This is a genomic window from Kaistella jeonii (assembly GCF_000812865.1).
Lineage (GTDB): Bacteria > Bacteroidota > Bacteroidia > Flavobacteriales > Weeksellaceae > Kaistella > Kaistella jeonii.
Genome location: NZ_JSYL01000004.1, coordinates 17,312 through 42,050, shown reverse-complemented (window position 1 = coordinate 42,050; position 24,739 = coordinate 17,312). Strand labels below are relative to the sequence as shown.

At 35.3% G+C, this 24,739-nt stretch carries 20 protein-coding genes and 3 tRNA genes; 14 read left to right on the top strand and 9 right to left on the bottom strand.

Translation table 11 applies throughout. The features are described 5' to 3' along the window. Positions 1-74: 74 nt before the first annotated feature. The 3 genes from OA86_RS07795 to OA86_RS07785 form a co-directional block, all read right to left on the bottom strand. Positions 75-407, bottom strand: a complete 333-nt coding sequence (locus tag OA86_RS07795) for a HopJ type III effector protein (protein ID WP_039351397.1) — start codon at positions 405-407, stop codon at positions 75-77. Next, the gene (locus OA86_RS07790; RefSeq protein WP_039351394.1) at positions 404-4,420 is read right to left on the bottom strand and encodes an AAA domain-containing protein; all 4,017 of its coding nucleotides are present in this window, start codon (positions 4,418-4,420) and stop codon (positions 404-406) included. Before OA86_RS07790 ends, OA86_RS07795 begins: the two co-directional genes overlap by 4 nt. Before the next feature lie 125 nt (positions 4,421-4,545). After that, on the bottom strand, positions 4,546-5,883 hold the full coding sequence (locus OA86_RS07785) for a cytochrome P450 (protein ID WP_052257445.1): 1,338 nt from the start codon (positions 5,881-5,883) through the stop codon (positions 4,546-4,548). Positions 5,884-6,228: 345 nt separating this feature from the next. Here OA86_RS07785 and OA86_RS07780 point away from each other — a divergent pair, with 345 nt between their 5' ends. Continuing rightward, entirely contained in the window at positions 6,229-8,967 is a 2,739-nt protein-coding gene (locus tag OA86_RS07780; protein ID WP_039351391.1) for a COR domain-containing protein, read from the top strand. Between the two features lie 394 nt (positions 8,968-9,361). Here the strand turns inward: OA86_RS07780 and OA86_RS07775 are convergent, their stop codons facing one another. Beyond that, positions 9,362-9,841 carry a hypothetical protein gene (locus OA86_RS07775; RefSeq protein WP_039351388.1) on the bottom strand — a complete coding sequence of 160 codons (480 nt, stop codon included), beginning with the start codon at positions 9,839-9,841 and terminating at the stop codon, positions 9,362-9,364. A gap of 182 nt (positions 9,842-10,023) precedes the next feature. Here OA86_RS07775 and OA86_RS07770 point away from each other — a divergent pair, with 182 nt between their 5' ends. Next, the gene (locus tag OA86_RS07770) at positions 10,024-10,539 is read left to right on the top strand and encodes a hypothetical protein (RefSeq protein ID WP_039351385.1); all 516 of its coding nucleotides are present in this window, start codon (positions 10,024-10,026) and stop codon (positions 10,537-10,539) included. A gap of 49 nt (positions 10,540-10,588) precedes the next feature. On the opposite strand, the gene OA86_RS07765 is transcribed toward OA86_RS07770, so the two are convergent. Further along, positions 10,589-12,883: a polyribonucleotide nucleotidyltransferase gene (locus OA86_RS07765; protein ID WP_052257444.1), complete on the bottom strand. Its 2,295-nt coding sequence runs from the start codon at positions 12,881-12,883 to the stop codon at positions 10,589-10,591. 359 nt (positions 12,884-13,242) lie between these two features. On the opposite strand from OA86_RS07765, the gene OA86_RS07760 reads away from it, so the two are divergent. Next, positions 13,243-13,485, top strand: a complete 243-nt coding sequence (locus OA86_RS07760; RefSeq protein ID WP_039351382.1) for a GlsB/YeaQ/YmgE family stress response membrane protein — start codon at positions 13,243-13,245, stop codon at positions 13,483-13,485. Between the two features lie 75 nt (positions 13,486-13,560). On the opposite strand, the gene rpsO is transcribed toward OA86_RS07760, so the two are convergent. Beyond that, the gene (gene rpsO, locus OA86_RS07755) at positions 13,561-13,830 is read right to left on the bottom strand and encodes a 30S ribosomal protein S15 (protein ID WP_039351379.1); all 270 of its coding nucleotides are present in this window, start codon (positions 13,828-13,830) and stop codon (positions 13,561-13,563) included. A 175-nt stretch (positions 13,831-14,005) separates the two neighbouring features. Here rpsO and OA86_RS07750 point away from each other — a divergent pair, with 175 nt between their 5' ends. The 3 genes from OA86_RS07750 to OA86_RS07740 all read left to right on the top strand — a co-directional run bounded on the left by OA86_RS07750 (position 14,006) and on the right by OA86_RS07740 (position 16,754). After that, positions 14,006-14,563 carry a hypothetical protein gene (locus OA86_RS07750; RefSeq protein WP_039351374.1) on the top strand — a complete coding sequence of 186 codons (558 nt, stop codon included), beginning with the start codon at positions 14,006-14,008 and terminating at the stop codon, positions 14,561-14,563. Positions 14,564-14,663: 100 nt separating this feature from the next. After that, positions 14,664-15,983, top strand: a complete 1,320-nt coding sequence (mgtE, locus tag OA86_RS07745; RefSeq protein ID WP_039351371.1) for a magnesium transporter — start codon at positions 14,664-14,666, stop codon at positions 15,981-15,983. A gap of 45 nt (positions 15,984-16,028) precedes the next feature. Beyond that, entirely contained in the window at positions 16,029-16,754 is a 726-nt protein-coding gene (locus OA86_RS07740) for an ABC transporter substrate-binding protein (RefSeq protein ID WP_039351367.1), read from the top strand. Positions 16,755-16,808: 54 nt separating this feature from the next. Here the strand turns inward: OA86_RS07740 and dapA are convergent, their stop codons facing one another. Further along, positions 16,809-17,681 (bottom strand): 4-hydroxy-tetrahydrodipicolinate synthase, encoded by an 873-nt coding sequence (gene dapA / locus OA86_RS07735; protein WP_039351364.1) that lies wholly within the window; start codon positions 17,679-17,681, stop codon positions 16,809-16,811. 109 nt (positions 17,682-17,790) lie between these two features. Here dapA and OA86_RS07730 point away from each other — a divergent pair, with 109 nt between their 5' ends. The 4 genes from OA86_RS07730 to recO are packed head-to-tail and all read left to right on the top strand — an operon-like array spanning position 17,791 to position 22,429. Continuing rightward, complete coding sequence (locus OA86_RS07730) at positions 17,791-18,561, top strand: 5'-nucleotidase C-terminal domain-containing protein (RefSeq protein WP_039351361.1); 771 nt, start codon at positions 17,791-17,793, stop codon at positions 18,559-18,561. Continuing rightward, complete coding sequence (locus OA86_RS07725; RefSeq protein WP_039351358.1) at positions 18,554-19,504, top strand: bifunctional metallophosphatase/5'-nucleotidase; 951 nt, start codon at positions 18,554-18,556, stop codon at positions 19,502-19,504. The genes OA86_RS07730 and OA86_RS07725 overlap by 8 nt, the downstream gene beginning before the upstream one ends. A gap of 1 nt (position 19,505) precedes the next feature. After that, positions 19,506-21,743 carry a type IX secretion system anionic LPS delivery protein PorZ gene (gene porZ / locus OA86_RS07720; protein WP_039351355.1) on the top strand — a complete coding sequence of 746 codons (2,238 nt, stop codon included), beginning with the start codon at positions 19,506-19,508 and terminating at the stop codon, positions 21,741-21,743. After that, the gene (gene recO / locus OA86_RS07715) at positions 21,743-22,429 is read left to right on the top strand and encodes a DNA repair protein RecO (protein WP_039351352.1); all 687 of its coding nucleotides are present in this window, start codon (positions 21,743-21,745) and stop codon (positions 22,427-22,429) included. The genes porZ and recO overlap by 1 nt, the downstream gene beginning before the upstream one ends. 84 nt (positions 22,430-22,513) lie before the next feature. Here the strand turns inward: recO and OA86_RS07710 are convergent, their stop codons facing one another. Next, positions 22,514-23,212, bottom strand: a complete 699-nt coding sequence (locus OA86_RS07710; protein WP_246008044.1) for a hypothetical protein — start codon at positions 23,210-23,212, stop codon at positions 22,514-22,516. Between the two features lie 74 nt (positions 23,213-23,286). On the opposite strand from OA86_RS07710, the gene OA86_RS07705 reads away from it, so the two are divergent. Further along, complete coding sequence (locus tag OA86_RS07705) at positions 23,287-23,712, top strand: Hsp15 family ribosome-associated heat shock protein (protein ID WP_039351344.1); 426 nt, start codon at positions 23,287-23,289, stop codon at positions 23,710-23,712. Positions 23,713-23,720: 8 nt separating this feature from the next. Here the strand turns inward: OA86_RS07705 and OA86_RS07700 are convergent, their stop codons facing one another. Beyond that, entirely contained in the window at positions 23,721-24,230 is a 510-nt protein-coding gene (locus OA86_RS07700) for a shikimate kinase (protein ID WP_039351778.1), read from the bottom strand. A gap of 107 nt (positions 24,231-24,337) precedes the next feature. Between OA86_RS07700 and OA86_RS07695 the strand changes: the two genes are divergently transcribed. The 3 genes from OA86_RS07695 (at position 24,338) to OA86_RS07685 (ending at position 24,695) form a co-directional block, all read left to right on the top strand. Then, positions 24,338-24,410: transfer RNA gene (locus OA86_RS07695), tRNA-Lys, on the top strand. A 50-nt stretch (positions 24,411-24,460) separates the two neighbouring features. Beyond that, a tRNA-Leu gene (locus tag OA86_RS07690) sits at positions 24,461-24,543 on the top strand. 79 nt (positions 24,544-24,622) lie between these two features. Further along, a tRNA-Lys gene (locus OA86_RS07685) sits at positions 24,623-24,695 on the top strand. Positions 24,696-24,739 lie beyond the last annotated feature (44 nt).

The window sequence follows — 24,739 nt, the reverse complement described above, 5'->3', positions numbered from 1 at the left end:
CTTTTTTGTTTCTCTTCGTTCCACAAAAAGAGCTCCGTTCAAGTCGGGCTGCAAAGTGGATTGTCAAATTAAAACTATATTTTAACCAGCGCTTGTCCTTCAAACGAAATTCCTTCCCACCCAAATTCCATAAAGTTTCGGATATTCTGATGATCATTTCCCTCAGGATTTCCCAGAACATCTTCTCTGTAAAAAGCTCCAAAAAGAAATAAAGTTTCCTCTTTTGATAAATGATTCAACTTCGCAAAACTGAAAATTTTACAGGAACCATTATTTTCGTTCGCTTCATTTACAATATTCCCGTTTTTAAATTTTGTTGGGATGAAATCGAAGTGTTCATCGATGTAAGCAATGACTTCTTTGAAATCAATATCTTCTAGTTTGTTTCTTAACTGTTCTAAGATCATCCTAATTTCTTTACTATTTTTTGTATTTCCGAATCTAAATTCAGCCAGCAATTCTGACTCCAGATCCGCACATATTTAAAGCCGGAATTCTGCAGGATTTTTGCCTTGTGAAGATCTTCCAGGTAACCGAGCTCGCCATCATATTTTTCCTTACTCATGCATTCCACAATAATTGATGGGTGATCAGGTTTTTCAATAAGCAGATCTAAAACATAGCCGCCAAAGTGATGGTTTTTAGCAATTTTCAGGTCAGGAAATTTCTCCTTTAAATGTTCCTCAATCTGATTGATGAATGAAGTGGTTTCCGCATCTTTTTCCGTTGAAGCTTTATGTCCGTAAACATCCAGAACATTTAAAACTTCAGTTCTTTGAATTTCATTTTGGTCACTTACCGCTTTGCAATACGCCAGATACGAATAGAAAACTGCCTTTCTATTATTGGCGCCTTCCTGTTCGATCGCATCTTTATAGTTCATAAAAAATTCTTCGGGAATGGAATTGCAGATGTAAATTTTCTCTTTCGCTCTCGTAATGATCACATTCAATAATTTATAACCTTTGGAATGATTCACGGGACCAAAACTTTGCACAAATTTACCGCTTGGTTTCCGTCCGTAGGTGGTAGAAATAATGATGATGTCTCTTTCATCTCCCTGAATATTTTCCAGATTTTTAATGAAAAGTCCGGCTTCTTCCAAACCTTGAATTTTCTCTTTAAATAGTTCATTTTCCGGCAGATTAATTTGATGAACAATTTTTCGTTTGATGTAATTCCGCTGCGTAATATTAAAAGTGGCAATTCCGACGGAGGGATATTTTCCCTCTTTATCAGGTTCAATCTTTGCCAAAATTTCAAGCACTTTATCTGCCTCTTCTGTGTTGATATGATCATTGAAAATACCATCAACCTGGAAAAATTCAATCGGTTTATTTTCAGTTTGCGCCGGAAGCGGTTTTAATCTTGAATTGTAAAAAGCATGGTTAGAAAAATCAATGAGATAAGGATGTCTGGAGCGGTAATGGAAATCGAGATGGTTTTTTTCAAAATTATTTTCCATGGCGAAATCCAGCAAAGACTCGATATTGAGCATGGCGTTTTTGTAGGTGATGACTTCGTTCTCACCTTCCAATTCATATTCATCATCGGTGGAACCGTCAAAAACTTTACTGAAATAATTCGACGGTGGCATTTGATGTTCGTCTCCCGCGATGATGATGTTTTTTCCTTTCAACAAAGCCGGCAGATTATCTTCCAGTTTCAGCTGACTCGCTTCATCAAAAACAACGTAATCGAAGTATAGATTTTTATTCTGAAAAAGATTGCTGCAAACATCCGGCGTCGTCAAAATGATAGGGAAAAAAGTCGTGAAAAGATCGGTGTCTTTTTGGGCAATTTGTCGCAATGTTAATCGGGTGTGATTGATGCTGCTTCGTTTGTTGTAAAGATTCGCGACCGTAATATCTTTATTGTCTTTCTCGAAATTTTTCACGGCTTCCTGTTGCGCAGTATTCCAGAATTGTTCAATGAAACTTTTCTGTGTGAAACCGAATACTTTTAATTTTTTAATGATTTCTGCATATTGCTGCTCATTGAAATTGAGTTTCTCATCACTGTGATATTTTAGCAAAAGAGAAAAATAAGCCGAAAGAAAAGAAGATTTCCAGTTTTGAAGTGGATATAATTTCTCCAGCAAACCTTTCTGGAAAACCGACAAATTTTGATGAAATGAAAACCAATTGTATTCAGCCAATAAAGGATTCGACGAATCATTGCGAAGTCCTGAATACTTTGAAAAGACAGCGTTTAACCGTTCTTTAGTTTGCAGATAGGTATTTCCGAAATCAGTATTGTTGGTCCAGCGGTCATTCAAAATGGACTTTTTCAAATTCTGAATTTTTTGTGAAATCGTTTCCGTTTCTCGTCCCGAAATAGCTGGATCGAAAAGGTTCAGGAAATCCAGCGACTCGTAATTAACTTCGATATTGGAAGAGAATTCCGTTTGCGCCGATTCCGTTTTTTGCCTATAATTGAGGATCTCATTTTTATTATTCCAAAGATTCCCGGAAATCTCAATCGTAGGAAAAAGTGGATTCAAGCTGATCTCTTTAATGGAAGAAGAAATGGCGGTTAATCTTTTCTGATTCTGAATTTTCCTTTTTTTCGTGGAGGAAAATAAAGCGCCCAATTTGTAAAAGAAACCTTCCGTGACTTCCGGTAAAAACTCCTCAGAATTAGAGTTCAAGGTCGAAGTCATAATTTCTGTTTCATTAATTAAAGACGTCAGTTTCTGCAAATTTTGCCCAAATTCCTGCTTTTTCTTTTCAATATAAATGGGTTCAAAATCGCGAATCAAGTTTTGGATTTCCTCCCAGGATTTTTGATAGCCGTGAAACGTTTGATCTAAATTTTGCAAACTGCTGAGAAAGTTTTCCTGGACTAATTTCTCCGTGTTCAGAAAAGAGGATTCAATGAAAGGTTCGTATTCTCTATAAATCGATTCTCCTGCATTCCGCAAAGTTTCAATCTCAGTAAACTCTTCTTTCGAAAATGAAAAAATAGAATCTTGCAGATCAAGTGTTTCCTTCGACTCTTTAAATTCCAGAAGATTTCCCACAATTTCTGACCAGTTTTTCTCCGGCAACAATTCTGTATTGAGTAAATGATGAACCGTGTTTACGTTGTTTTGATGACCTGTTATTTCCGTAATCTGATCACTTAAAGATTGTGCAGAATAAAGTTGCATGGGTTTTTTAAAATCTGCGGGATCGATGAGATTTCGCACAGAATTTACAATGAGTTTACGATCGGAGATACTGTCTTTGATCATCGTGCAATATCGAGCATAACCCATTTTATGAAGCGCGTTGTAGAGAACTTCCAGAGCAGTTTGTTTCTCGCAAACCACGATCGTCTTTTGTTTGTTTTCTAAAGCATTCACCAAAACCGCCGTCAAAGTCTGACTTTTCCCGGTTCCGGGCGGACCTTGGATCAGAATTTTGTTTTGAGATTTCAACGCTTGCAGAATTCCCTGTTGCGAAGGATCGGTTTCGATGGAAGTGATGGATTGAAAAGGAAGTTTTGCAGAATCTTCCAAAGGTTTAAAGCTGCTTTTTAAAACCTCATAATCATTAATAATATTTTGTTTCTGAACTTCAAAAATGGAAAAGATGCCGGATTTTATAATGAAAGCGTCGCCTTTCTTCGGCAGCAAAGTTTCGTAAACCGCTTTCGTTTTAATGGCCGCGATTTCAGCATAATTATTCATGATGAAATCCAGATTCTGCTTGACTTTCAGCTGACTTAAAATAGTTTCGCAAATATTGAACAGTTCGGGTTTATCGATCTTTCCGTCCGACAGCATTTCTTCTGAAAGCTGATCTAAAATAACGCCGGAATCACTTTGCAAATGGTTGATGAGAACTTCATTCAGATAAATGGGATCATCTTCCGCACGACTGATTTCCCAAGTATTCATTTCGTTCGTCGGCTTGATGTTGATTGACCAGATCAAAAGGGGAGACGCCGAAATCTGTCCATCGGAAACATCTTTCCGGATCAATATTGGAAAACCAAATCCCAAGGAATTCACGCCTTTTTCGGAGTAAATGACTTCATTCTGAAAAATCAGATTTTCTAAACTTCGAGAAAGTTTTTCCTTGTTCTTGTCCTTTGTTTCGTCTTTTGAAAGTGCAGCCGATGCAGGATTTTCTTCATTTTCAATTGCTTCCGTTTCCTCCTTATCTTCTTCAAAAGAAAGCGTCCTGCGTGATGAAGCAGCGGAATCTTCCTCCACAATTTGATCATGGATCGAAAATTTAAAAGAAACATTTTTCTGCGTTAAAAGATCCACAATAAAATGTTCGGGCAAGCTTTTATGAATTTCCGAAAGCTGTGCGAGATCCAGTTTATACCGAGAATTCCCGGGAATGGCATTGAGATGAACGCCGCGACGGTTTCCGGTTTTCAGTTTATTTTGAAAAGCTTCGAAGATTTCTGGGGAGAGGTTGAGCATTGTATTTTGTAGGAAAATTGTTGTGGATTAAAAGTAGGAAATTTTAGCTGGAATGCAATGAAATTAATAGTATGCAGCAAGCTTTATTTTAGTGCACTTCCTTCGTCACTTTTTTTTTCATCAATTTAATTACCCACAGAATTCGAAATGATTGTTCCTCTCAATTCTACCGGTCGCAAGGTTATTAAGGCGATGGTTTTCATTTCTTTCGTCTCCAGTTCTAGGTGGTATTTTTTATAGAACAATCGTAAAAATAAAATCATTTCCATGTAGGCAAAATGTTCGCCGATACAGTGTCTCGCGCCACTTCCGAATGGAAAATAAGGTTTACTTTTGATGTCACTTTCGTTAAATCTCTCGGGAAGAAAAGAATTGGGTTGCTCCCAAAAAACAGGATTTCTGTGCATATCATAAAGCAAAAATTCTACGATCGTGCCTTTTCCCCAGGAAAAGTCTTTAAAAGTATCATCTTCCAAAGCCACTCTGTCGATGATCCACGCGGGTGGATACAGTCGCAAAGATTCTTTAATGATGGTCATTGTTTTAGAATTCCCGAAAAGTGTTTTTAAAGATAAAAAATCTTCGCCCAGATCGTTGATTTCCTTTACTAATAATTGTTTTTCACTGTCATTGTTTTCAATTAAAAACAAGGTAAAAGCCAGCGCATTGGCAGAAGTTTCGTGTCCGGCAACGAAGAGGATGATGATTTCGTCGATCAACTGATCCATTGTCATGGGTTCGCCGGTGTCTTCATATCTGGACTCCAGTAGATTTTGCAGAATATCGTTATAGTCTCCCGTTTCACTTTGTCTTTTCAGAATAATTTCCCGGAAAACGTCACGCATTTCATCCGACAGTTGAAGGTGTTTTTTCAATTGTCCGGAGACTTTATACCACCACATCAAATAGGGTTTCCGCACTTCTTTGATGAACATTTTTTGAATCTCCGTAATAGAACCCGAAATTCTCAGGATTTGATTATAGTCGATTGAGGTACCGAACAAAGTTTTCGCGATGATATTAAAAGTGAGCGTATTGGTCATCTTATAAAGATCGATCGTTTCATTTTTGATTTGATCTTCGATCACGGCGTTTATTTCATCCACCATCGTTTGATGCAGCAGTTCTATATTTTTATTGCTGAAATTGGGTTGAATGAGCCGGCGTTGTTTCAGCCAATCTTTTCCTGTATTCGTTAGTAAACCTTTACCCAAATATTTGCCCAAAACATGCGTTTGAATCGCAGATTTCTCATAATTTTTTTGATTTTTTCGCAACACATAATCAAAAAGTTCGGGATCGCGGCTAAAGACAAACCGCTTTTTCACTAAAAAAGAACTTAAGGTGTAGGTATTTCCCAGTTCCTGAAAATTTTGAGAAATAATGGCAATTGGATCGCTGTTCAACTTCAGTAAAGTTTTCCAGATACTTTTTTCGCTGACTTTTGGTGGGTAATTGTACACAGTTTTGTTTTGTATTTGTAGCGAAATTACGGGAAAAGTTTTTGGGAGAATGGGTATCGAAATTTATTGTAAATGGACCTTTGACTTTAATAAGGTTTTATTAATTGGAGGTTTTCACTTTATTTTCAAAAGCTTGGAATAGGTAGAGGGGGTTAAGTTCATGGTTAAATTTTATTAGGAGATTATTCGAGAAAATTAAAAATTTTAGGAACGTGTTAATAAAATATAGTTAAACAAAATAAATATTTTTATTAAAATCTAGAATAATTAAAGGATTAGAAAAATCTAAAGTTAAATAAAAGTCATATTTTTGATTAGGCCTAAGATAGGTTTTTAAATACATAAATGATGAAAAATAATCTCGTAAACAAAAAAATAAAAAAATCTGTTAAAATTGATAAACCTGATGAGATATTACATTTAGAAAAAATATTTGAAACTACTATTAATGAAGTTGATGAACATTACTTTAATACTGATGCAAACTTAGATTTAAGTAATTATTTTTTAGTAGATGTAAATAATGAAATTACTGCCTTAAGTATTGTTAACAGAGGTCATTCCGAAAAGATTTTTGATTTTAGTTCTATTAGTAAATTTGATAAATTAAATAGTCTTAATCTTACAAATAACGGTATCGAGGATATCTCAGTAATATTTCCAAAACCAGAATTAAAATATTTATATATCGGAGGAAATAAATTAAAAGATATTAGTTCATTAGCACAATGTCCACTATTAGAAATATTGACAATTTGGGAAAATCCAATTAAAAATTTAGATCAATTACAATTCCTAAATAATCTTACCTCAATTTATTGTCAAGACACTTTAATTGAAGATATGAATTTCATTCTTCCGCTGAAAAACTTGAATTATTTAAATGCAACTGGTTGCAGAATTACAAACTTAGATATATTATTAAAAAGTGACAGTTTAAATATAATTAATTTAAGCTCAAATAAGATTAAAAAAGTTCCAGTAGAAGTTGCTAAAAAATTTAATTGGTTCGATAGGAACTTAGGCATAATAGAACCTTCAAGAAGGCAGAGAAAAACGTTGAGTATTCGTAACAATCCCTTAGAATATCCTCCAAATTCTGTTATTGAGTTAGGCAAAGAAACTACAAGAAATTACTATGAAACGGCTGAAAAATTCGGTTACGAACCGCTTTCAGAAGGCAGGATAATTTTTATTGGTGATGGAAGTGCTGGCAAATCAAGTTTAATTGAAAGAATCTTAAATGACACCTTTGAACAAGGAAAATGTCAAACAAACGGGATTTTTATTGATCATTGGGAATTATTAAATGAAGATCAGAGAAAGCTAACATTTCATATTTGGGATTTTGGTGGTCAAGAAATACAACACGCTGTGCATAAGTTTTTCTTTACAGAAGGTTGTTTGTATGTTTTGGTCCTAGATAATCGTAAAGAAGAAGAACCTGAATATTGGTTGCAACAAATAGAAAGTCTTGGTGGTAATGCCTCTGTTTTGGTAGTTTTTAATAAACAAGATGATAATGTTACAGAGATTGCTGATAGAAAATTTTTAAAAGAAAAGTATCCTAATATTGTTGGATTTTATAATACAAGTTGTAAAACTGGTTTAGGAATAGAAGACTTTAAAAGAGATTTAGAAGAAAATGCAATGAAATTACTAACAGTAGATGAATTGTTTCCAAATAACTGGTTTGATATAAAAAAAAATATCGAAGAATGTACATCTGGAGAACAACATTATTTAGATTATAAAAGATTTAGTGAGATATGTAGAAATAACAATGCTGGTAATGAAAAAACTCAAAAATTACTATTGAAGTATTTTACTACAATTGGTGCTGTAACTTGGTTTGGAGATACATATTTAAATTTTCTTCATGTGTTAAGTCCGAAATGGATTTCACAAGGTGTCTACAAGATTATTACATCAAAAAAAACTGCAAAACTCTTCGGAATTATTAATATTAAGGATTTTAATGAATTATTAAAACCATTAAATGACAAAGATTATACGTACGATGAAACTCATTATGGATATATATTGAGCATGATGAAAAAATTTGATCTTTGCTACACTCCAGATGATAAAAACTTACTAATCCCTTCAGCATTTGGGAAAGTACCAAAAGTTGAGTACAGTGAATTCCGTGGTGAACATGTTCGAACTTATATTTTACAATTTAAAGATTATATGCCTTTGGCGTTGATCCATCGATTTACAGCAAAGAAGTTATCTGATGCATACGATAATAATTATTGGTATTCAGGTATAGTTATTTTAGATAAAAAAAGTGATAGTCTTGCTATGGTTCACGCAGATAAAGAAGCTAAACGTATTTATGTCCGTATAAAAGGAGAAGGGAAATTAGGTATGTGGGAACATATTCGAAGAGAGTTTCAAGATATCACATCTAGTTATGCACAAATTTCTTATACTGAATTAATGTCATTGGATGATAAATCTGAAAACACTGTTGGTTATGAAGATTTAATAAGCCACATTAAAGCAGGAAAAGCAACGTACTTTCATTCTAAGTTAAGTAGAGATTTTAATGTAGGTTATTTAATTGGAATGTTTGAAGATAGAGAAAGTACACTTGAAAGATTTAAAAGAGTAGAATTGTTTGAGGGAAAACTTGATCTTCAAAAGCAAACAGTACCACAAATAGTTTTGAATATATTAAATACTAACAGTCCTACTGTAAATACACAAATAAACAATTCTATTACTATTGATATTGATATAAAAGTTGTTAATAATATAAGCAGTAATTTAAAGGGTGAGGCAGATTATTTAATACAGGAACTTGGAGCATCAAATAAAGAAGTAACGGATGCACTAAGAAAAGTGCAAGAATTTGCAAGTGATGCAAAAGTTGCGCAGAACAGCGGAGATGTAATTGAAAAAGGTTGGGGTAGAAAATTGAAATCTATATTAAAAACCTTGAGCAGTGCTGGTGAACAAATCAAAAAAGTTAATGATGGTGGAGAAGCCTTAAAGTCTGTTTTTAAAGGAATTAGTGGTTTAGCACATCAATTTAACTTACAAGATATCAAAAATATGGTTGAACAGTTTTTGTAAAGTATAGATTACCAATCATTCCATAAAAAAAACCTACATTCGGAAAAAAAAATTAGAATTCCTTCTTTCGATGGCGCGGATTTAAAATTCCTTCCTTTTCAACCTTATCAAAAAAACCACGCTCCAAAGTCTCCCCACTTTGGAGTTTTTCTTTTCAATCACTAAACAAAAAAATTACCCTCCCTTTTCAATAGGCGCGCCTACCGAAAACATTGGCGCGCGTACCAAAAAATTGGCGCACTTACCTAAAACATACGTGTGCCTACCAAAATCATACGCGAGCCTACCAAAATGATAGGCGTACTTACGAAAAATACAGGCCTGCCTTCTAAAAAAGAAGGCGCGCCACTCGTAAAGATTGGCGCGCCTTTGTTGAAAATAGCAGTAGTAATAATTAGGTAGTTGGTGGGGCAGGTTTTTCATTTTTATTTGCAAACCGTTGGTTCCAGCCATCTACATCCTGCATCGCAAGATCCAGAGATCCCTCGTTGGTGCGGGAAATTTGCAGGTTTGCCGTATAGCGGTCTACCATTGTCATAATATCTGCGGCGGCTCCCAGTTGTATTTCCTGTATGCTTTCTAGTGATTGCAGCAAAGCCAGTTTGTTCGCCTCCAGACGCGTATTGTACTCCAATAATGCGGTCAGTTCTGCCGGATCATCGGCGCGGCTAAGCGAGTTGGGAAATTGTGTGGCGATGCGGGAAATAAGACGTGCATAACCTTCACGTCCTTCCGCCATGGTGCGCAAACCCAATTTTTCCTCATCGGTAAGATTTAAAATGTAGGGTTGCAATGGCACAAGTGCCGCATTTACATCTGTTGTGAATGTTTCATTGATTAATGAAGCGGGAATGTTTGTAATAAATTTTCTCATGGTAAGTGTTTTTAAATTAATATTTTAATTAACCATAACAAATATAATGAATTATGCAAATTAAGAGAAAAAATTTTTAGGATTTTATTGGTATCCAATTTTAACCGATAAAAATAATAAATACCCTGAATTGGGTAGATTACGTGGGTGATTTTCTTATAATTTTACCAAAAATAACCCACATGAAAAAAATAACGCTCGCTGCTTCGATTTTGTTATTCGGAGTAATCGCTATCAAGGCGCAATACGGTGATGCCTACCACAAACCCAATCAAGAGGAGATCCGTAAAGCCACTCAGCAAAGGCAACAGGCACAAAGTGATCAGCATTTTAAGAATATTGCTCCCTCAACCACTAAGTCGTCCAACACTACGGTCTTACCAACCTCATCATCTAATTACAGCCCTTACGCTGCGGAGCATCAGGCTAAAATGGAAGCTTATGATCGCAAAGAGAAAGCGAGGTCTGATGCCTGGGAGGAAAAAGAAAGAAAGTTTGCAGCTCTAAGTGCAAACGTGCCGAAGAATGAGGAAAATTACCGGAAACTTGTTGCACTTGCAGAGGAGGCCGGATTCGATTATAGTTATGCATTACGCATGAATAGTGCATATAAACCAAAAGAGGACTCGAAGTCAGCCCTGACTGAAAAAGAAAAATATAATGAATTGCACAAACGGTTGATGGAGCTTAATAAGTAACATTTTATTTTATAAAAAAAACCACCTCAAATCGAGGTGGTTTCTATTTTTATCCGTTATTTTCAGGATTCTGACCTTCGTTATTTTGAGGTCGGTCTTCTCTATTTTCTTGACGGTCGTTTCCGTGCTGTGGACGATCATCTCTTCTCTGAGGTCTGTCGCCTTGTGGACGATCTTCTCTCGGTCTGTCATTGTTATATTGAGGACGATCACCTTGCGGTCTTTCTTCACGAGCTGGTCTGTCTAAAAGAACTTTACGCGAAAGCTTCATTTTCTTACGATCATCGTAACCCATGAATTTCACTTCTACCATATCGCCTTCGTTGTAAGGAACTTTGTCCAAACGCGCCCATTCGATTTCTGAGATGTGAAGTAAACCTTCAACGCCTTTTCCAATCGCTACGAACGCTCCGAAATCCATTACTTTTACAACTTTACCATTATAAACTTCGCCTACAGTTGGTACGAAACAGATTTCGTTAATCGCTGCAATCGTTGCGTTAATGTTTTCTCTAGAAATTCCAGAAATTTCGATTCTTCCGATATTGCCAATTTCTTCAATCGCGATAACCGTTTCGAAATCTTTCTGCATTTGCTGAATGATTTTTCCACCAGGTCCGATGATCGCTCCGATGAAGTCTTTGGAGATCTCCAATACTTCCATTTTCGGTGCGTGAGGTTTCACGTCTGTTCTTGGTGCATCCAAAGTTTTCATCATTTCTCCAAGAATATGCAATCTTCCTTCTTTTGATTGAAGTAAAGCTGATTCCATAATATCCATGGTTAAACCTTCTACTTTAATGTCCATTTGACAAGCAGTGATTCCTCTTTCAGTTCCTGTTACTTTGAAATCCATATCACCTAAGTGATCTTCGTCTCCTAAGATATCAGAAAGAACGGTGAATTTACCGGATTTTGGATCGGTAATTAATCCCATTGCAATCCCTGAAACCGGTCTTGTAATTTGAACTCCTGCATCCATCAAAGCTAAGGTTCCGGCGCAAACCGTTGCCATAGAAGATGAACCGTTTGATTCTAAAATATCAGAAACGATACGGATCGTGTAAGGATTTTCTGTTGGGATCATATTTGCCAAAGCTCTTTGCGCTAAGTTTCCGTGACCAACTTCTCTTCTTGAAGTTCCTCTCAAAGGTCTTGCTTCACCTGTAGAGAATGGTGGGAAATTATAGTGTAAAAAGAATTTTTGATCGTAATTGATTGCAACGGTATCGACCATGTTTGCATCTTTTACAGAACCTAAAGTTACTGCGGTCAACGATTGAGTTTCCCCTCTTGTAAACACTGCAGAACCGTGAGCTCCCGGAAGATAATCAACTTCTGACCAGATCGGACGGATCGTAGAAGGAGTTCTTCCATCTAAACGTACGCCTTCATTTAAAACCATTTGACGCATTGCTTCTTTCTCTACATCATGGTAGTAAACTTTTGCAAAAGGTTTTACTGTTTCTAATTCTTCTTCAGAATATTGTGCTAAAAAGTCAACCAGAACGGCTTTGAAGTTTTCGCTTCTTTCTTCTTTTGCAGAAGGCGAAGTTGCTACTGCATATACTTTATCATAAGTTTCTTCCCAAACTTTCTTACGAATATCTTCGTCGTGATTTTCGTGGGAGTATTCTCTTTTAATTTTGCTGGCTTCAATTCTTGCTGCTAAGCGTTCCTGAGCTTCAACCTGAACTTTAATTTCTTCGTGCGCATATTTAATGGCTTCGATCATTTCCTGCTCAGAAATTTCTTTCATCTCGCCTTCTACCATTACGATAGAATCTTTTGTTCCTCCAACCATCATGTCAAGATCAGCTTTCCCTGCATTTTCCATGCTTGGATTGGTAGATAATTGTCCGTCGATTCTTACGACTCTTACTTCCGACATTGGTCCGTTAAAAGGAATATCTGAAATTGCGATCGCTGCAGATGCTGCTAAACCTGCAAGAGTTTCCGGCATTACTTCTTTATCATAAGAGATCAAAGAAATCATTACCTGAACTTCTGCGTGGAAATCTGAAGGGAAAAGTGGACGCAAAACGCGGTCAACCAATCTCATTGTTAAGATCTCTTCATCTGAAGGTCTTGCTTCTCTTCTAAAAAAGTTTCCAGGGATTTTTCCACCTGCGTAGAATTTTTCTCTGTAATCTACCGTTAAGGGTAAAAAATCTACACCTTCTTTGGCTTCTTTGCTGGCTACAACGGTTGCTAAAAGCATTGTTCCGCCACATGTTACTACTACAGAACCATCGGCTTGTTTCGCTAATTTCCCTGTTTCAAGCGTGATTTCACGCCCGTCTTTTAATTGAAATTTTTCAATAATTGCTTGTGGAGCATTCATAAAATTTGTTCGTCTTTGGCACTCCGTATTGAGTGCGTTATTATTTAATTTATTTAAATTTTCGTGTGCAAAGATACGGAATTTTTCAAGAGTACGATTGGCCTAAAATAGGGGAGTTGCTTCATTTAAAGCACGGTATTTTAAGTTTAACGATTTAAATGATAAGACTCAAATGAACTTGGATCAAATTCCAATACCAAAAAATATTTAAACATTATTCAATCAGTAATTACGGAATCTGCGAAAAATTGCATTGGCAGAAAATTTTATGATTTTTTATCATAATTTTGACAATTTCGGCACAAATTTGGATAATATTGTAAACGTAACAAAATTATAAACATTAAAAATTTAACATTATGGGAATTTTATGGACACTTATTATTGGTGCAATTGCAGGATGGTTAGGATCACAAATCTTTAAAGGCGGAAGTCTTGGATTAATCGGAAATATCGTAGTTGGTATTGTCGGTGGTTTTATCGGATATTGGTTATTAGGAGGCAGACTGGGCGAAGGTGTAGTCGGTGAAATTTTAACCGGAACGATTGGTGCGATTGTATTATTAGCAATTGTAAACCTATTTACGAGAGGAAGGGTATAACCTAAAATTTATCCTCTAATCAAAAAAAAAGCAACTTATTTCTAAGTTGCTCTTTTTTTGTTATTGCGAAAAAGATTATTTTCTTAATCCTAATTCAGCAATAATAGCTCTGTATCGAAGTACATCTTTTTTCTTAAGATAATCCAAAAGGGCTTTTCTTTTTCCTACCAAAAGTACCAATGATCTCTCAGTTGCGTAATCTTTGTGGTTTTTTTTCAGGTGACCTGAAAGGTGATTAATTCTGAAAGTAAAAAGGGCTACTTGTCCTTCTGCGCTTCCTGTGTCTGCGTCAGACTTTCCGTGTTTTGCGAAGATCTCTTTCTTCGTGTCAGTTGTTAGGTACATTCCAATATTATTTTAATGATTATTATGTAATGGGTGCAAAAGTACAACTATTTTCTGAATCTCTAAAACGTTATGCAGACTTTGAATTAAAAGGAAATTTATAAGTGTTAAAAATTTCTTAAAATTCTTGTTATTAATCCATCAAATGGCAGTATTTTTGCAACAACACCATGTAATGAAAAATCTTTATTTCTTAACCTTTTCTGTATTGACTTTTATTTCTTTAACTTCCTGTAAATCATTGAATTCTCCAAGTATTATTTCAGGTAAAGAATCGAAAAGTCAAAATATTTTATATTTCAATCCGGAGGTTTTTCCTGATCTGGAAGAAATTAAAGAACCTACATATTCAGCCTTCTACGCTGCAGTTTCTGGTAAGATAAATGATTATCGTAATTACAAAATGCTTCGGGTAGATTCGCACATTCCTTTTGATTCCGTAGATGTAGAATCGATTAAAGAATTTTGTCGAAATAATAATGCGCAGTTCGCCATTATACCCAAAGTCAAATATTTTAAAGTCGGTCTTGGAAAATATGTTTTTTCAAACCAGGTGATTGTGAGTATGAAATTGTACGACGCTACCGGAAAGTTTTTGACAGAAGCAGATTATGATACTTACAAAAAAAATGCAAGAATCCTCGGTTCTGCAGAAAATTCTATAAAAATTGGTACAGAAGGTGCAATGAACTTTATTGCAAAAGATCTCACCAAAAATAAGAAAGCATTATAAAAGAATTTTAAAAACAAGATTAATTTTAATTTAAAATTAATACGTTTATTCGTTCCTCTTAACTATTTGGGCTAATTTTGCAATTCTTAAAATCGAGGCAGTGAACATCAATCAACTTGTTTTTAATCCCGCAGATATTGCAGAAACGCTTAGTGAACTTCACGCTGATGAGCGGCTTTTAGCATTTTTGAAAGTTCCGAAAGAGTACAAAGCTGATGTTTTCTCCCATCTTGACCCCGATTTTCAGGAAGAAACAATTAGAAGTATCGCAAGCGAAGACGTTGCTGAAATTCTAAATGCAATGACTCCGGATGATAGAACTGCGCTATTTGAGGATTTCCCCGATGAGCTCATAAAATCTTCCATCAATCTTCTAAATCCGCAGGAACGGCGAATCGCTCTAAAACTTTTGGGGTATGATTCCGATTCGATTGCGCGTTTGATGACTCCTTATTACATCCAGATTCGAAAAGAATGGACGGTAAAGAAATGTCTGCAACAGATTAAAAAAGTCGGAAAAAAGATGGAGACGATGAACCATCTTTATGTGGTCGATGAAAGAAATAAACTCATCGATGATATTGCGCTTGGTTCTTTGCTATTAGCCGAAGAAGATACCTTGATCTCCGAGATCACCGATAATCATTTTGTGGCGATTACAACGACTACATCCAAGGAAGATGCAGTGCAGTATTTTGAAAAATATGACAGAACTGCAATTCCAATTGTTACAGAGTCCGGTGTTTTAGTCGGTATCGTAACGATTGATGATATTTTGGATCAGATTGAAGCACAAAATACTGAAGATATTCAAAAATTCGGTGGTTTGGATGCACTAGATTTACCTTATATTCAAACTTCCTGGACGGAAATGATTAAAAAGCGCGCGACATGGCTCGTTATTTTATTCTTTTCTGAGATGTTGACGGCTTCTGCAATGGGTTATTTCGAACATGAAATTGAAAAAGCAGTAGTTCTGGCATTATTCGTTCCCTTAATTATTTCCAGTGGAGGAAATTCTGGTTCTCAGGCAGCTACATTGATCATTCGTGCGATGGCATTGCAGGAAATTACACTCAAAGACTGGTGGTATGTGATGCGAAAAGAAATTGTTTCCGGAATTTGTCTGGGTGGAATTTTAGGTGCAATCGGCTTTATCAGAATTATGATCTGGCAAAAAACAGGATTGTTTAATTACGGTGAATACTGGGTTTATGTAGCGTTGAGTATCTCATTTTCTTTAGTGTTAATAGTGCTTTGGGGAACACTTTCAGGTTCAATGATCCCGTTTGTACTGAAACGTTTAAAACTGGATCCTGCAACTTCGTCAGCACCGTTCGTTGCGACGTTGGTCGATGTTACAGGTTTGATCATTTACTTCACGATTGCAGGCTTTTTCCTGAGTGGAAAGATGCTTTAATTTGAAGTTTCTTCCTTAATGATTTTTGAAAAATAACAGCAGATCGTGAAAATTATTTCTCTCGTTCCCAGTATTACAGAAGCGCTTTTTGATTTTGGTTTGACGGATCAAGAAGTTATTGGGAGGACAAAATTCTGTATCCATCCAAAAAAATTAGTGAAAAATGTGGAAGTTATTGGTGGTACAAAAAACCTTAATATTTCTAAAATTAAATCGCTTAAACCTGATTTAATTATTGCCAACAAAGAAGAGAACGATAAAGTTCAAGTGGAGGAGTTGATGAATGATTTTAAAGTTTGGGTAACAGATATTGAAACTTTAGAATACAACAAAAATTTCCTTAATCAGCTTGGAACCCTTTTAAATAAAGAAAATATTGCTGAAAGTTTCAACCAAAAGATCACTTCAGTATTCAACTTAAAAAAAGCATCAGAATCTAAAAAAGTAGCCTATCTAATCTGGAAAAATCCCTACATGACGGTAGGTTCAGATACTTTTATTCATGAAATTATAGAGAGTTTAGGTTTTGAAAATTTATTTAAAGATCAAAATAGATATCCAGAAATTTCTATAGATCAAATGAAAGAAGCAGAAATTATCTTTTTATCAACCGAACCTTTTCCTTTTCAACAAAAACATATTGAGGAATTTCAAAAAGAACTTCCACATCAAAAAATAATTTTAGTTGACGGTGAAGCTTTTTCCTGGTACGGAACGCATCTCGCAAAATGTTCTGACTATTTTCAGACTTTAATTTCTGAAAATCTTTAATAAAAAAAGACTCTCTTTCGAAAGCCTTTGATATAAATAGGTGTTGAGTGAAAATCAGATTTTTTTCATCTCTGCTTTAATTTTATCCTGTAAACCTGAACTTGCAGCTACTAAAGGCAAACGTAAGTAATTTTTCAAAATTCCTTTTTCAGCCAAAATCGTTTTAATTCCGGCCGGATTTCCTTCTGCGAAAATCATTCTCGTGATCTCAACTAATTTATTGTGAATTTCGTAGGCTTCTTTTACCTTTCCGTCAAAAGCCAATTGTACCATGGTAGAAAATTCTTTCGGATAACCTTGTCCGATCACCGAAATAACGCCATCTCCACCCGCTAAAGTTACGGGAAGTGTATATTCATCATCACCAGAAACCAAACTAAAGTTAGCGGGTTTTTGTCTTAAAATATCGAAATATTGTGCGATGTTTGGTCCTGCTTCTTTGATCATGATCAGGTTCGGGAAATCATTTGCCAATCTTAAAGTCGTTGCAGCTTCCACATTTTGCCCGGTTCGGGAAGGAACATTGTAAATTATAATTTTTTTGCCTGTTCCTGCTAAGACTTTATAATGTTGGTAAAGCCCTTCCTGATTGGGTCTGTTGTAATAAGGCGATACAGAAAGTATAGCTTCGAAAGCAGAAAGATCAGCTTCTTCTAGTTGTTTTTTCACTTCCATCGTGTCATTTCCACCAATTCCTAAAACCAAAGGAAGACGCCCGTTATTTGCCTTTATGATATGATTGATGACTTGCGATTTTTCCTCTTTTGAAAGGGTTGCAGCTTCTGCGGTAGTTCCCAAAACCACCAAATAATTAGTGCCGTTTTGGATATTGTAATCTACGAGTTTCGTCAATGAATCAAAATCTACAGATAAATCTTCATTAAACGGCGTTACCAAAGCAACACCAAGTCCTTTTAAATTGCTCATTCTTATAAAATTAATATTTCAAAATTACAAATTTAATGTAAGAATTTATGAAAAATAAACCTAAGTTTATATTCATATCTTTATATTTGCAACACTAGATTTTACCTCTATGAAAATTAAATTTCTATTATTCGGTTTCACAGCTTTAGCTTTAACGTCGTGTAAGACGCCTCTGAATGTTGCGAAGATCCATACCGAAAAAAACATTTCTATTTCGAAAGATCTACCTGATGATCAAACTTTCAATACGATCATAGCACCGTATAAACATGAACTGGAAGGGAAAATGAACAAGAAAATTTCCTACACGTCCGTTGACTTAAATAAATCGGGCGATAACAGCAATTTAGGAAATCTCCTGGCAGATTATACTTTCGATGGTGCCGATGAATGGGCGAAAAAAAATGGCATTCCGGGTGGAGTTGATTGCGCTTTGATTAATGTCGGAGGCATTCGTTCAACCATTGGAGCGGGCGATATTTTGACGAAAAGTATTTATGAAGTGATGCCTTTTGAAAATGAAGTGCTGATCGTAAAAATGAAAGGTTCTGATTTGAAGGGACTTTTTGATTATTATTTAACGACACAAAAAAATAATCCTGTTTCGCATTTATACATCGAAACCGATAATGGAATGACGATCAAAGAATTAGTGAACGGCAAAGAAGTAGAGCCTAATAAAGATTATTATATTGCGACTTCGGATTATTTGGCAATGGGAGGTGACAACATGACTTTTTTCGGAAAAGGAAAGATGATTTCTACAGGCATTAAATTGCGGGATCTGTTTCTAGAAAAATTCCAGGCAAATCCGCAGATTGTAGCACCGACCGATATTCGTTTAAATTTTAAAAATAAAAAAAATAAAACCAATGAATAGAATACAATTTCTAAAAACAATTGGTGGTGGGACTTTAGCAATGACTTTAGCTCCCAATTTACTCCTTGCAGAGAATTTTAAATTTCTAAATTCCAATTCTGAATATAAATTAACGATTCTTCATACCAACGATCAACACAGTAGAATTGAACCTTTCGAAGAAAGTTATACCCGAAATCCGAATCAGGGCGGTTTTGCGAGAAGAGCTGCTTTAATTGAAAAAATTAGAAAAGAAAACAGCAATGTTCTGTTGCTCGATTCTGGTGACACTTTTCAGGGAACACCTTACTTTAATTTTTTTGGAGGTGAACTCGAATTTAAACTAATGTCGATGATGGGTTATGATGCTTCTACAATGGGGAATCATGATTTTGATAATGGTTTAGCAGGATTCAAAAAAGTGCAGCCGAATGCGAAATTTCCGTTCATCTGTTCCAATTATGATTTTAAAAATACCATTCTTGATGGACAAACAATTCCGTACAAAGTTTTTGATAAAAATGGAATAAAAGTAGGGATTTTTGCAGTTGGAATTGAATTGGCCGGTTTAGTTGGGAAGAAAGAATATGGCGAAACACTTTACCAGGATCCGGTAGAAGTCGCTCAACATTATTCTGAATTTTTGAGAATAGAAAAAAAATGTGATCTTGTCATTTGCCTTTCTCATATTGGTTATGATTACAAAGATAATCCGGATAAAATTTCAGATAAAATTTTGGCAGCAAAAACGGATGGTATCGATTTAATTCTGGGAGGTCACACGCATACTTTTTTACCGGAGCCACAATCATTTATGAACAGAAAAGGGAAGAATGTTTTGGTCAATCAAGTTGGTTGGGCTGGATTACTTTTGGGTAAACTCGACTTTTATTTCGATAAAAATAAAATGGTGAAAAATATTTCATGGAACAATCAAGTTATAGATGATACAATTCTAGTTTAAAATGATGAAAAAACTACTACCGCTTTTATTTCTTTTATTTTCCGGAAGCATTTTTTCGCAGGTCATTTCCTCGAGTAAATGGACCGATTTATTTTCTTATAATAACGTTTTGGCCGTTCGTGAGGACAATGGTAAACTCATTGCAGCAACCGAGAACGGAATCTTTTTTTATACACCAGCTTCGGGAGAAATTACCAAACTTTCTAAAGCAAACGGCTTGCATGAAGTGAAAATTTCTGCCTTCGATTACAATCCTATGACCAAAATTGGTTTAGTCGGCTACAAAAATGGGTCGATGGATGTTATTACTCCAGACGGAATTACTTACGTTGTAGATATTCCGATCGCATCAGGTTTTAACGGTGACAAAAAAATAAATCATATTTCGATTACAGGAAATTTAGCGGTGATTTCTGTAGGTTATGGGGTTTCTATTTTTAAGTTAGACAGAAAGGAATTTGGAGATTCTTCCTTTTTTACCAATGCAGGAACTTTTGAAGCTGCAAAAGAAGCGGTCATCAAAGATAATTTTGTCTATGTAGTAACCGCGACAGGTCTGAAATCGCACCAAATGAATGTTACATTTCCTATTTACTCAAGTTGGAATACAATTGCAGGCGGAAATTTTAATCAAATTGCAGGCAATGATGTAATAGCTTATGCCAATGCTAATACTGTGAAATACGGTAATGGAACCACGTTTTCTACCATTCCGCAGAGTTTTTCGAATATTCAGGATGTCACAGTAACTAACCAAAATATTGTAGTAACTGATACGAATTCAGTTTCGGTTTTCAGTACTACAGGTGCTTTTGTGAAATCTTATGATGCAAGTGAGCAACTTAATACAGGTTATTATTCTGCCTCAAAAATTTATGCCGGAACAAAAGTTTCAGGAATTAAAAACGAAACAGGAGATATTTTAAAACCTGATGGGCCATACAGCAATATTTCTTATAAAATTAACATTGTCGGTCAACAAATTGTGATTTCTTCAGGTAGCAGAGATGCGTTTCTAACACCCAGCGAAGTATCATCTAATTTAGGGTATTATCATTTCGACGGTTCTAAATGGAATCACCCAGATCTTTTTAAAAATACTACAACAAAGTATAATGTAATGGATGCAGTTATAAATCCATTAAAATCCACAGAAATTTTCTTTACATCATACTACGACCCTGAAGGTTTAAAAGCACTTTACAAAATGGATCATGATATTTTAGTTAAGAATTATGGGGAGGGATCTTCAATAGTAGGTTATGTCAATGGTTTGACCTATGACGAAAATAATCAATTATTTGTTGCAACATCTCATTTAACAGGTAATAAAATAGGCTTTTATTATTATAATCCGTCCTCAGATAATTTTAATTTAGTAAGTGTCGTAAATGCCGGGGGTGTTCAGAAACCATTTTCGAAATCTGGAATACTATATATTCCGGCTCCGTTTTTTACAGGAGGCGGATTATTAATTTACGACTATAACAATACACCAGCTTCTACGGGGGATGACCGATTTACTATATTGCGTAAAATTAATAATTTGCCCTCAGATGGAGTAGTTTCTGCTACCATCGACAAGAATGATGATATATGGATAGGAACTCGAATAGGTTTAAGAATTATCAGCAATCCCTCTTCAATTATTACCGAAGATAATCCCCAAACTCAACCGGTCATTATTGAAGAAAACGGATTAGGTGAAGAACTTTTCCGAGATAGTAATGTTTTGCAGATTGAAGTAGATGCAGGTAACCAAAAATGGATCTCGATTGATGATGGTGGAGTTTTTTATTTAAGTTCGACTGGCGAGAAAACCATTAAACATTTCACTACAGAAAATTCACCTTTGCCGAGCAATAGTGTCACCGATATCAAAGTAGACAATAAAAGCGGAAAAGTATACTTTGTAACTTTAGATGGAGTTATGGTTTATCAAGGAGATGTGCTGGATGTTACCTCAAATTTTGGTGATGTTCTGGTTTATCCGAATCCTGTGGTATATTCTAAATTTAAAGGGAATGTGAGTATTCGTGGTTTAGCGGAGAAAACAAATATCCGTATCACCGATGCGGCGGGAAATCTAGTTCATCAAGCCGTTTCCAGAGGAGGTTACTATGAATGGAATCTCAACAATCACCGCGGTGTTCGGGTTGCATCTGGAATTTATTTTGTTTTGATGACCAATGCTGATGGAACAGATACAGCAACCGCTAAAATCGCAGTTGTGAATTGATGCAGAATCAAACTTGCTTTCTTCTTTCCTACAACAAATATGGCGATAATGATGCTTTTCTGCACTGTTTTTCTGCCGAAGAAGGATATCAAAGTTTTTTTGCTAAAGGCATTTATTCTTCCCGAAATAAAAAGAAACCTTATTTGTTCCCACTGAATTTATTGAATATTTCGGTGATTAGCAGAGGGAATAGTAAACCAGTTTCTACAGTTTCGAAGTTAGAATTGGCTGGTGAATTCTATGATTTTAATGATGTTAAGATCAATTCGATCTTATTTTTTGTTGCAGAATTTTTGCATCAGATCTTGAGAAATGAAGATCAAAACAAATTTTCATTCGCTGCGATACATGATTTTCGGGAAAAAATTAAAGTTACCAATTATGATTCTCATATTGAATTACTCTTTCGATTTTTAGAAATTTCCGGTATTGCGCCACTTTCAAACGAAAAAAAGTATCTCGATCCGGAATCGGGGACTTTTAATGATGAAATTTCAAACGCTGTTTTTAATGAAGAAATGTCTGATATCTGGAAAAGTTTTTTAACGACTGACGACGCAGAGATCCATTTAAAAAGGAGTCAAAGAAATGCTGTTGTAGATTCATTAATGATTTATTACCACTATCATTTCACGGGTTTCTATACCCCTAATTCTTTAGCAATATTAAGACAGATTTTCGAATAAAATAATGAAAAGTCTTTCCATTAAAAACAAAAAAAGTTCCTTTTAACGGGAACTTTTCATTTATAGTAAAGTCGTAATTCAATTTTATCTTGCTGTAGTTTTATATACTTGAAAATTAAATACGAAACTTCTGTTCCTGTAAGAAATATTAGAATAATTAAAGTAAGGATCTCTAGCGAAAGCCGCTCTGGAAGGGACAATAATCACTCCCTGAAGATTATAATTGCTCTCATCTGGAATGTCAAAAGATTTAAAAAGTTGAAGTGCTTCTCCGAAACCTTCGATTTCATAATAACTTCTTTGTTTTGCTTCTGGCGTAGTAGCATTAGTTAAAGTTTCATCCTTAACATGAAAATAAGTGGGATCTACTTCTGGAACACCAGTGCCATTAACCGTATTTCTTAAAGGATATCCAGAGACAAATGAAGTTTTTCCGTCTGCATTTATTGCTATATAACTGTTGGTAATACTCATGAGTCTGATGATGTCTGTTGCACCAATCGTTTTTCCTGGATCTGGTTGAGCACCTTGTCTTTTAATATAGATCACACCTGATGGTAAAGTTACAGGAGCCGGGATAAGATCAGCTAATTTCTTATTGATAGTATCTGTTGCTACATAATTTTTTATGTTCCCTTTAGTATCCAAATAATGGGTTTGCAAAAAGTTCAGAGCTGCCTGATCATCATAACTATTTTGGGTTTCTATACTTACTTCTGGCTCTACTACTGGTTGATCTGTTCTACAAGAAGACAACGCAATAGAAGCTAGAGCAAGGAACAAAAATGCTTTTTTCATATTTAATAATATCTGTAAATTGCTAAAATTTTTTAATCCTGCAAAAGTATAAATAAAATATGAGAATAGATAAGTTTTTATGGTGTGTTCGATTTTATAAAACCAGAAGCATTGCAACCGATGAAATTAAGAAGAACCGAGTTTCACTTGGACAAAATCCTGTAAAAAGTTCCAAAGAGATAAAAGAGGGCGATCTTATAAAAATTAGAAAGAATCAAATTGATTACATCATAAAAATTTTGCAAGTTCCAAAAAGTAGAGTAGGTGCTAAACTGGTTCCTCTGCATATTGAAGACAAAACTGACAAGGAGCAACATGAAATTTTGAAACAAAGAAAACTGGCGCAAGATTATTACCGCATAAAGGGAGAAGGACGACCTACGAAAAAAGACCGGCGGGAACTTGATGATTACATTGAAAGCGAACCCTCTTCAGAAATGGAAAACGGAGAATGGGATTTATTTTTCAGCGATGTCGACGAATAAGCAGATGATTAAAAGAGTTTTTTAATTTCACGTACAATTTCCTCAACTTCTTTACCATCTGTATCAACGGTATATTTCGCTTTGGAATAAAACACATTCCTTTCAAATAAATGTTTTGCGATAAATTCGGGCAGATCTTCATCATTAATTTTTGCGATCAAAGGTCTTTTTTGTTTCTGCTTTAAAAGTCGTTCTGCGAGATTTTTTACAGATGTTCGTAGGAAGATATTTTCGGTATGCTGATTGATGAGATCCATGTTATTGTAGTAAGCAGGTGTTCCGCCACCAACGCTTAAAATAATATTTTCCTCGGTTGCCAAAATTTCTTCCAAAATCTCTCTTTCTTGTTTTCGAAAGAAGATTTCACCTCTTTTTTCGAAGATTTCGGCAATAGTCATTTTATTTTTCAAAGAAATTTGATGATCCAGATCAATTAATTTTAGGGGCAATTCTTGACTCAAAACTTTGGAAATGTGAGATTTGCCACTTCCCATATAACCGACTAGTGAAATTATCATGTTTTTATTTTTCACAAAGTACCAAAAAAATTTTGAGATTTTAAAAAAAGACTTATCTTTGCACCACTTTAAAACGAGAACATAATTCTGCAGATTTAATGGTGACCGACTCGGTAGCTCAGCTGGTAGAGCAATACACTTTTAATGTATGGGTCCTGGGTTCGAATCCCAGCCGGGTCACAAGTAAAAAATTTCCGTCTCGTTCTTTTACGACGAGACGGATTTTTTTTGCCTGCGTGGTGAAATTGGTAGACACGCCATCTTGAGGGGGTGGTTTCCTATGGATGTGCTGGTTCGAGTCCAGTCGCAGGCACAACAACGCATAAGCAGTGAGTAATAGTTTGTAAGTAGTTTTAGATTACTAATTACCCATAACTTATTTTAAAAAGACCGACTCGGTAGCTCAGCTGGTAGAGCAATACACTTTTAATGTATGGGTCCTGGGTTCGAATCCCAGCCGGGTCACTAAATTACTTCTTCGGAAGTAATTTTTTTTTTCATATTAATAT